This is a genomic window from Streptomyces amritsarensis, from assembly GCF_001953875.1.
Classification (GTDB): domain Bacteria; phylum Actinomycetota; class Actinomycetes; order Streptomycetales; family Streptomycetaceae; genus Streptomyces; species Streptomyces amritsarensis.
Map to the genome: position 1 here is coordinate 142,978 of NZ_MQUR01000005.1, position 8,024 is coordinate 151,001.

The 8,024-nt window shown below is 65.6% G+C and carries 9 protein-coding genes; 4 read left to right on the top strand and 5 right to left on the bottom strand.

The features are described from left to right. Nucleotides 1–247: 247 nt before the first annotated feature. The 3 genes from AVW11_RS37060 (at nt 248) to AVW11_RS04125 (ending at nt 2,001) form a co-directional block, all read left to right on the top strand. On the top strand, nt 248–433 hold the full coding sequence (locus AVW11_RS37060; RefSeq protein ID WP_143568805.1) for a hypothetical protein: 186 nt from the start codon (nt 248–250) through the stop codon (nt 431–433). Nucleotides 434–676: 243 nt separating this feature from the next. Beyond that, nucleotides 677–1,360, top strand: a complete 684-nt coding sequence (locus AVW11_RS04120; protein ID WP_076043259.1) for a recombinase family protein — start codon at nt 677–679, stop codon at nt 1,358–1,360. 110 nt (nt 1,361–1,470) lie between these two features. Then, nucleotides 1,471–2,001 (top strand): site-specific integrase, encoded by a 531-nt coding sequence (locus AVW11_RS04125; RefSeq protein WP_076043260.1) that lies wholly within the window; start codon nt 1,471–1,473, stop codon nt 1,999–2,001. 170 nt (nt 2,002–2,171) lie between these two features. Here AVW11_RS04125 and AVW11_RS04130 read toward each other — a convergent pair whose 3' ends face one another. After that, the gene (locus tag AVW11_RS04130) at nt 2,172–3,164 is read right to left on the bottom strand and encodes a hypothetical protein (protein ID WP_076043261.1); all 993 of its coding nucleotides are present in this window, start codon (nt 3,162–3,164) and stop codon (nt 2,172–2,174) included. 6 nt (nt 3,165–3,170) lie between these two features. After that, complete coding sequence (locus AVW11_RS04135) at nt 3,171–3,527, bottom strand: nucleotide pyrophosphohydrolase (protein ID WP_076043262.1); 357 nt, start codon at nt 3,525–3,527, stop codon at nt 3,171–3,173. A gap of 354 nt (nt 3,528–3,881) precedes the next feature. Here AVW11_RS04135 and AVW11_RS39185 point away from each other — a divergent pair, with 354 nt between their 5' ends. Further along, nucleotides 3,882–4,487 carry an HNH endonuclease gene (locus AVW11_RS39185; protein ID WP_079250500.1) on the top strand — a complete coding sequence of 202 codons (606 nt, stop codon included), beginning with the start codon at nt 3,882–3,884 and terminating at the stop codon, nt 4,485–4,487. A 40-nt stretch (nt 4,488–4,527) separates the two neighbouring features. On the opposite strand, the gene AVW11_RS04145 is transcribed toward AVW11_RS39185, so the two are convergent. The 3 genes from AVW11_RS04145 to AVW11_RS04155 form a co-directional block, all read right to left on the bottom strand. Then, nucleotides 4,528–5,988 (bottom strand): hypothetical protein, encoded by a 1,461-nt coding sequence (locus AVW11_RS04145; protein WP_206281875.1) that lies wholly within the window; start codon nt 5,986–5,988, stop codon nt 4,528–4,530. A 144-nt stretch (nt 5,989–6,132) separates the two neighbouring features. After that, on the bottom strand, nt 6,133–6,453 hold the full coding sequence (locus AVW11_RS04150) for a hypothetical protein (protein WP_076043264.1): 321 nt from the start codon (nt 6,451–6,453) through the stop codon (nt 6,133–6,135). 30 nt (nt 6,454–6,483) lie between these two features. Continuing rightward, nucleotides 6,484–7,137, bottom strand: coding sequence for an HNH endonuclease family protein (locus AVW11_RS04155; protein ID WP_076043265.1), 654 nt, complete (start codon nt 7,135–7,137; stop codon nt 6,484–6,486). Nucleotides 7,138–8,024: the final 887 nt, after the last annotated feature.

The following is an 8,024-nucleotide window of genomic DNA, read 5'->3' on the forward strand; positions in this document are numbered from 1 at the left end:
TTGGCCCCAACGTTTTGATCCGCATATGAGCCTCATCCATATCTATCTATGTATCAATATATGGATCGCTTATATGCGGATCAAAACGTTGAGAGACTCCCGCTGACAGCCCCTCAGAGGCCCACAGACTCTAAGTGCCGCCCCAACAAGGTGTGAAGGGGCGAAGCGGCCCACCGGTCGCAGGATACGCGAACGGCCCCGGCGGTACCCGGGGCCGCGATAAAGCACTCAGATGGGAACTAGAGCCGTGGCTAATGTACGACGAAACTCCACCGGAAACACCAACGCGCCGGAGCCGCTGCCCCAGCGCTGGGGCCTGATCCTGACCGCTTCCGCCCTCGCGGGATGGGTCGCCTTCCTGGCCGGCGGTCCGCTGGCAGCCTTCGGTATCGCCCTTGTAGTGGTAGGCACGTTGCACACCATCCTGGCGTAGCGAGCAGGCCCCGCCCGTAGCCGTTGGGCGGGGCCTTTGTCCCGGGACTGACCGGCCCCCCATCTTCCTTGATCGACAACGTCGATCGCCGAGGGTCGCGTCCATCAATCGATCGGTTCCTGAACAGGTGTCGCCGGGTCGCGTTCCGTGCGTGCCGACACCCGTCTTGCTGTCCAAGAAGGGTGTCCAACAATCTGGAGTGTTCAACAACGTTGAACCTCCCTTTTCTGTACGCTAGTTGGCATGACGACCGCCACCCAGTGGGCTGCCGAAGGTGATGACGTCCTCGCCTCGTTCCCCGCCAACCTGACCGGAGTCCTCCTCGGCTACGCCCGGGTCTCCACCAAGGGCCAGCTCCTCGATCGGCAGATCGCTCTCCTGACCGATTGCGGCTGCGCCAAGATCTTCGCCGACAAGAAGTCCGGGAAGAACGCCGAGCGCGAGGAACTCTGGAACGCCCTGGAGTACGCGCGCCCCGGGGACACCATCGTCGTGCCGTCCCTCGACCGGCTCGGGCGCTCCATCCAGGATCTGATCTCGATCGTCGCCGGCCTGCGCAAGCGCGGCATCGGCTTCCGCTCCCTGCACGAAGCGCTCGACACCACGACCCCCGGCGGGCGCCTGGTGTTCCACGTCTTCGCCGCCCTCGCCGAGTTCATCCGAGAGCTCATCGTCCAGGGAACGCATGAAGGCCTGGCCGCTGCACGAGCCCGCGGCGAGCGTATCGGCCGACCTCCGGCCATGACCGAAGAGCAGATCCTGCACGCGCGCTCCATGCTCGCCAACCCGGAGGCGTCGATCAGCTCCATTGCCAAGCTCCTCGGCATCAGCAGGACGACGCTCTACAAGTACGTGCCCGAGCTGAAGGCCGGCCACCGCCCGGCGATCGGAGCCCAGCCCGGCGACGGACACGCGTTGGAGGCGTGACCGGCGGAGACCTCGGGGCGCGCGCTGCACGCCGGTTCGATCCCCGACCGCCGGACCGGGGGTACCAGGTGGCGCTACCGTCGAGACCCCGACGATCGCAGGAGGCGCTGATGCCGCGCACTGTCCAACGCCCGATCCTGGCGCAGCCGGACGCCCGAGCCCTTCTGGCAGCGACGCGGGTGGATCCCCTGCTGCACGCCGCCGTGTCGGTGATGCTGATGGCAGGCCTCCGCCCGACCGAGGCGGCCAGGCTGACCGTCGCCGACTACGCCCCCGGCGATGAGCCGCGCCTGCGTGTGGTGGGCGGCCGCCACATCCAGATCGCCCGCTCGGCCGCCGTCGCCATGGACGCCTACCTGGCCAGCCAGGAAGCCGAGCCGGGTGAACCGCTGCTGCTCGGGCTGCAGGAGAACCTGCCCCAGCTGGTCCGGCGGGCTGCCGAACAGGTGGGCGTCCAGGCGGGCGTCCACTCCCTCCGTAGGGCGGCCATCGCCGCAGCCCTGGAGGACAATCCGCCGCACAGTCACATCGAGGCGTACTTCGGCATCAACAAGGCCCTTGACCGGAAGGCCTTGACCCCGCTGCCCGAGGGCTACGACGCAGGGATGGCAGCCACCCTCGAGGCCGCGTTCGGTTTCTGACCTCCTGCCGCGTGCAGCCGGGAGGAGGGGCGGCAGCCGCGCCGTCAAGGCAAGCGCGTAACCCGACCGCGCTGTAGCGGCGCGCAGGGGATCCGTCTCCACAACGACTGGCGCCTGGTGGACTGTCCGGCCTGCCGGGGCCGCCTGAGCGTCCCGGTGTGCCCCCGACGTCAGGATGGGGGGAGTTCCTTGAACGTGTGCGTGCGGTGCCAGAGGTAATACGGCTCGCGCTGAGGGCTCCACCATGCGACTGTGCGGTCGGCCAACCGTTCCTGGATGTGCGCGGCAATCTCGGGGATGTCTGCCGCGAGGGGACTGACGCGGATGGCGCCACCTTCCGCGATCGTGATGTATCCGTGCTCGTAGAGGGCGTCGCAGCCGAAGGTACAGGCGAGCATGGCGATGTTGGCCAGGTCCCGCTTCTCGTCGTCCGTGCACATCGCTCTCTTCTTGATGTGCGCCCCTATCAGAAACGTGCCGGGCAGCTCGCGGCCGCAGAGCGCGCACTGCCCGGTCAGGCCGGGCAGCAGGCGCCGCTTGAGGGCGGCCTGCTCACCTCGCTGGGCCCGGGTGGCCTTGCGTTCCAGTTCGCCGTCGTAGTCGGCGATGGCCTTGTCGTCTCGTTGAGGGTCGTCCTGCTGCGGGGCCGCCGGCGCAGGGTCGAGGGTCAGGTACGTCTGGAGGGTGTCGCTCTCGTCCTCGCCCAGGACGGTGATGCCCATGATGTTGCGGTCCGGGTTCCAGCTGAGGAGACTGCGGATTTCATCCATGGGGATGTCGAAGCCTCGGGTGCCGGACAGGGCGTACATGTACTCCCAGGTCTGGCCGTTGCCGTTCTTCTCCCACAGTTCTTCGGCCAGCTCACGGCTGCGCCACATGAGAGCGATGGTGCCGCCGAGGTAGAGCTTCTTGTCGCCGGTGAAGAACACCCAATCGCCCGCGGTCATCTTCTTGACGTGGGCTACGTTGACGTCCCTCTTGCCGGGGACGACGCCCCACATCTGCGCCTGACCGGAGGGAAACAGCTGCTTGAGCTGGTCAAGGACGTCGGGCTCGAGGAGATGTGCGTACTGCTCAAAGTTGACTGGGCTGGCGATGGTGTCGTCGTAGTGCTTCTTGACGACCTTCTGTGACCGGCTCGCCGGCTGCATCACGATGCGCATGGCTGTTCAACCCCCCAGTTGTGTGTACTTGTCGGCCCTGCCGCGGGCCCGATCGGCAGGATACTTGCGGCCGTTGATAGCGATCTTTTCAAGCAACGCCTGCTCCAAGTCGATCTCGAGGACGTCGGCCATCCTCAGCAGGTAGGCGAAGACGTCGGCCATCTCCTCCCGTACCCGGTTCGCCTTCGGCGGATCACTCATCACCGTGGCGGACTCCTCGGGGGTCAGCCACTGGAAGATCTCAAGTAGTTCACCGGTCTCGCCGGCCAAGGCCATGGCCAGGTTCTTGGCGGTGTGGAACCGTTCCCATTCCCGCTCGGCAGCGAAGTCCGCCAAGTCCTGCTGCAGCGATCGGATCGTCATGATCAAGGAGTACCAGAACCCGCCGACAGTCGTCCCCGGACAGCCCTACGGGGTTCCCGACAGACGAAACGATTGTCAGACCCTGGTGGCATCGTCCACGACGGCGCAGACGAGAACTCTCGCTTAGCTCGACGAGGAGAAGGCATGGGGCAGGCGACTTCCAAGGACCGCAACTGTGTTGCCTGTGGCAACGCCTTCAGGGGGACACATCTGCGGTGCGCCCCGTGCCAGACAACTGATCGGGTCTGTTCTGACTGCAGGAAGACGTTCAGGGGGCGAGGGCTCAAGTGCGACCGCTGCCGGAGGACCCAACGGATCTGCACTGGCTGCAAGAGGTCGTTCCTCGGGACGGCGATGCGTTGTCCTAGTTGCTGGAGTACCAGGCGGACGTGTGTCGAGTGCGGTACCGGCTTCAAGGGGACGAGTGAGCGGTGTCAGCCGTGCCGGGCAAGCGAGCGGACTTGCGTGGACTGCGAGCGGCCGTTCCGCGGGCTGACGTCCCGCTGCCTCGGGTGCTTGGCTGCGCATCGGACATGTTGTGATTGCGGTCGCTCATTTCGCGGGCGTGACCGGCAATGCGGTATTTGTCGTTGGAATGCGCTACCTCGGGAAGTTCGTGCTGCTCGCCTGCGGAAGGCCCAGAACCGACGCCGGGCTCTGAAGGCGGGGGCTCAGGTGGCCGGCCCGGTTCCGGCGCAGGTCTATCGAGAGATCCTTGCCTCCGGGCCATGTGTGTACTGCGGGTCTGCGGCAGAGCATGTCGATCACGTCCGCCCCCTAAGCCAGGGCGGCTGGGAGCACGAGTCGAATCTGGTTCCGGCGTGTGAAGCATGCAACCTGAGCAAGCGGGAGAAGCTGCTCGACCGGTGGGTCCCGGAGCGAGTGCTCCACGGCGTGCTCGCCTCCGTCAAGGTGGCGATCGAGTACGCGCGGGTCACGGGTGCCGAGCTGGAGATGTGAGTGTGCCCGCTCACTCCGTGAGCGGGCACGATTGGGCAGCTCAGTCTCCCTGACTCCATTGCAGGAGCTGCCTCTTGATGGCGCTGTGCATCCAGAGCTGATGTGGTTTGGCGTCAGATTTACGGATGGCGTCCAGCAGTTCCCGCTCAGGTCGGGCCGTGAGCTTGTCTTCGATGATCGTGAGGAGCACGGCCCACTGCTGCCGGGGGATCTCCTGCTGGAGCTTGCTGGAGATCACTGAGTCCGTAAAAGAGCGAAGGGCGATGGATGCCTGTTCTGGGTCGAACTTGCCGATCAGGTCCCTGTAGATCGGGTCGGCGGCGAGTGCGATGCCGTGTCCGTTGGTGAGAAAGACATCGACGATGTTCAGGACGTACTTCTGGGTGAGCGCCTTCGGGACGACGCCGAGCTGGCCGACAAGGTCGCTGAGCCGGCGCGCGACGGGACGCTCGTTGTAGAAGTTGTTCCACTCGTTGTGGACCTGGACGAGCTCCTCCAGGGCCTGGTTGACCTCGACCTCCCGTTCCTCTTCGGGGAGATAGGTCGTCCCGTCCACGAGGTCGATGAGCTGGCGTGCGAGCACGGCCTGCTCGTGGTCGCCGGAGGCGTTGAAGTTGCCGAGCCGGAAGCCGAAGTTGTGGCGAGCGTCTTCAGAGACATGTTCCCAGAGCTTTGGCCAAAGGCGCCGGATGTTGTCCAGGGTCTCGGGGGTGCTGCTGGTCGTGGTGTAGGTGCTGAAGAGCCCGGAGGCGAGTGTGATGGCTTCAGCCTGCGAAAGGTTCTTCAGGAAGACGGCCGTGTCCCGGATGCCGTTGTCGTCCATCTTCTTGGACTTCACGTTGATCAGGAGCTTCTTGACCGCGGCGACGACGACGTTGTCGGGAAGGAGGATGGCCTGGCGGATGCAGGTGTTGAGCCAGTTGGCCAGCTGGAGGCCGTCAAGCTCGACCTGGTTGGGGTGGGCGGCGCTGGCATAGTTGCGCATGTAGCGGATGTGGTCGAGTTCCCGGAACCCCACCTCGTTGATCAGCCCGATCTCACGCGCTCCGTTGAGCAGCTTCGAGTCGTCGAGCTTGACCAGGTCCTCGGCGGTCTTCAGCTCCTTTCGCCTCGCGTCGGACTTCTCAGCCACGGAGTAGAAGTACTCGAGGTCGTAGTTCACCACGCGCTTGCGCAGCTCGGTGACTGTCTCGTCCCAGAGGTAGTTCAAAGAAGCGTCGAAGAGCCCGATGCCGCCTGCGGCGATCATCTTGGAGATGTAGGTCGCCCGGCCTCGCTGTGCATCGTCGAGCTTGACGAGCGCAAGGCCGGCCGTATCCATGAAGATCTGGCGCTGCTCCAGGTCGACCAGGATGCCGGCGGTCGGCAGACCGGCCTTCTCGATGGTCTGCAACATGAGCGTCTCGAAGGACTGCAGGCCGATGCGGGCGGCCTCACGCGGGTCGACGACGACACCGTCGGTGGACTGATGCAGGTCGAGTGCCTGCTCGGGCTCTGTCATCCCAGCAGGCTAGAGGAGGTGAGGACTTAACCTCTTGTGTTTTCAATGACGGGGTTGTCCGGGGGAAAGGACATGGCCCCACGCCCCTGGCCCTCGCCCGAGTGAGAGGGGGCGAGGGCGTCAGCTTGAGGTAGGTCTCCTGGTCTAGCTGGCCCCCATCGGGGTCCACACCACCTTCGCGCGGCTTTCCTGACCGGCGGTGTAGGTCACCCGAACCTTGGACCTGGAAGGGATCAGGATGGCCTCGTGGCTCGTGGGGGTGACGGTGCGGGTGTCTTCCCGGCCAGTGGAATCGGTGATGGTGACGGTGACTGTCGCGGCCTGGTCGGATTGCGGGAGGAGCTCGATGTTCAGCGTGCCGTCATGAGCGACGGTCTCGTTGTGGGTTGTCGATTCTGATGAGTCGATCCAGGTGCTCGGCTTGCCTAGGACGCTCGCTTGGCCTTTGACTCGGAAATCGGACATGGGCCCTCCAGCGGGTTGGTGTTGGTGTGGCTACGGGGCGGGCTCGTACTCGACGGTGGTGTTGGGGCATGCCTCTGCGAGCTGGGTCAGGGCGGCCAGTTCGTCGGCATCGACGGTGAGGCCCCAGCGCTTCTTGTCGCCGGTCCACTCTGAGGCGTAGCGGCAGGTGACCTCGGGGTTCGGGAGCCATTCCGCGGGGTCCTTGTCGGCCTTGCTGCGGTTAGAGCCGGCCGTTACGGCGACGAGGGAGGTGTCGGCGTCGAGATCGTTGGCGTAGGCCTCACGCCTCTCCGCAGTCCACTGCGATGCCCCCGAGTCCCATGCCTCGGCGAGCGGGACCATGTGGTCGACATCCAGGGCGCCGGCAGAAGTGACCCACTTCGCGTCGTAGTAGGACCACCAGCGGCCGCCGGACAGCTTGCAGCCGGGGAGGATTTCCGGCGCGTTGACTGCCTCGGCGAGGAGTACCTCCATCCTGGTGTTGCAGCCGTCGTCGAGCTTTCCGGCGTTCCAGTGCTTGAAGCTGGTGCGTTGGTAGCCGTCGCGGCTCTCGGCGGCCAGAGGCAGGCTGGCCACCGCCTCGGACAGGGATACGGCCTCGGCGGCGTGTGCCGGTGCGGTCATGGTCAGGGGCAGGACGGTGAGTGCGGCGGCTGTCGCGGCGCGCAGAAGAGTCTTGATCACGACGCGAGTTGTAGCGGTCCGGGATCGCCCGGCCAGGACGACGGCCGGACCGCTCACCCGAGCGGGTGGGCAAGTTCACCGCAGAAACGATCAAGCGTTGCGAGTGGCGGCAGCCCGCGAGGAAGGGTCAGCGCCGTCATGAGCGTGCAGCCGTTGTGCATGTAGCGGTGTACCTGGCTGCGCAACTTTCCACGCCTACGCCGACACGCCCGGCCTAGCGACTGGGCCCACCCTGCCGGGTCCCGTGACTGCGATTCGTCGAAGGTGAAGCGGTCGATCAGACCCTGCGGCTCGTCGACGTGCACATGACCCCCGCCTCCCCCGCCACGGAGGTCGCGGGGGAGGCGGGAACCAAACACGGCCAGCGGTTAGCTGATAGAAATATTCGGGCGTGCGTTCGAATCAACAGGAGTCAACTGCCGGGTACGTCCTGACGATTGGTGACGGATTCGCGCCCGAAGTGAACTCTGCGTGTGCATATAGCTGCTAACTGTCTGTTGAAAATTGCATATGCCAGGCAGGATGGGAGGTCAGCCTGGTTGGCGAAAATCGGGCCCTGAAGTGCGGCGCCATGGCGCGAGGTCCCGGAGCGGGGCGCGGGCGATCTGGACGATGCTGTCCGCCGGCCGCCGCCTCAGCGTGACCGCCGGGCTGCTCGATCGCCCGTGCTGAACGTCCCCTGGTTCCGAGTGCCCCGAGGGCGCCTCTCCGGGACCCGGGGGAATCGGTCGACCGAAAGGTAGGCCAGCATGCGGCTCGTGGGGGGCCGCTTGCACACAGACGCGTCGGAAGACGGGATGGATGGCCCCTGGTCGGCTTCCGACGCACCGCGGCCCCCCTCGCTCAGGCGAGGGGGGCCGTGCTTTTGTGGGCCTGACCTGCACGTT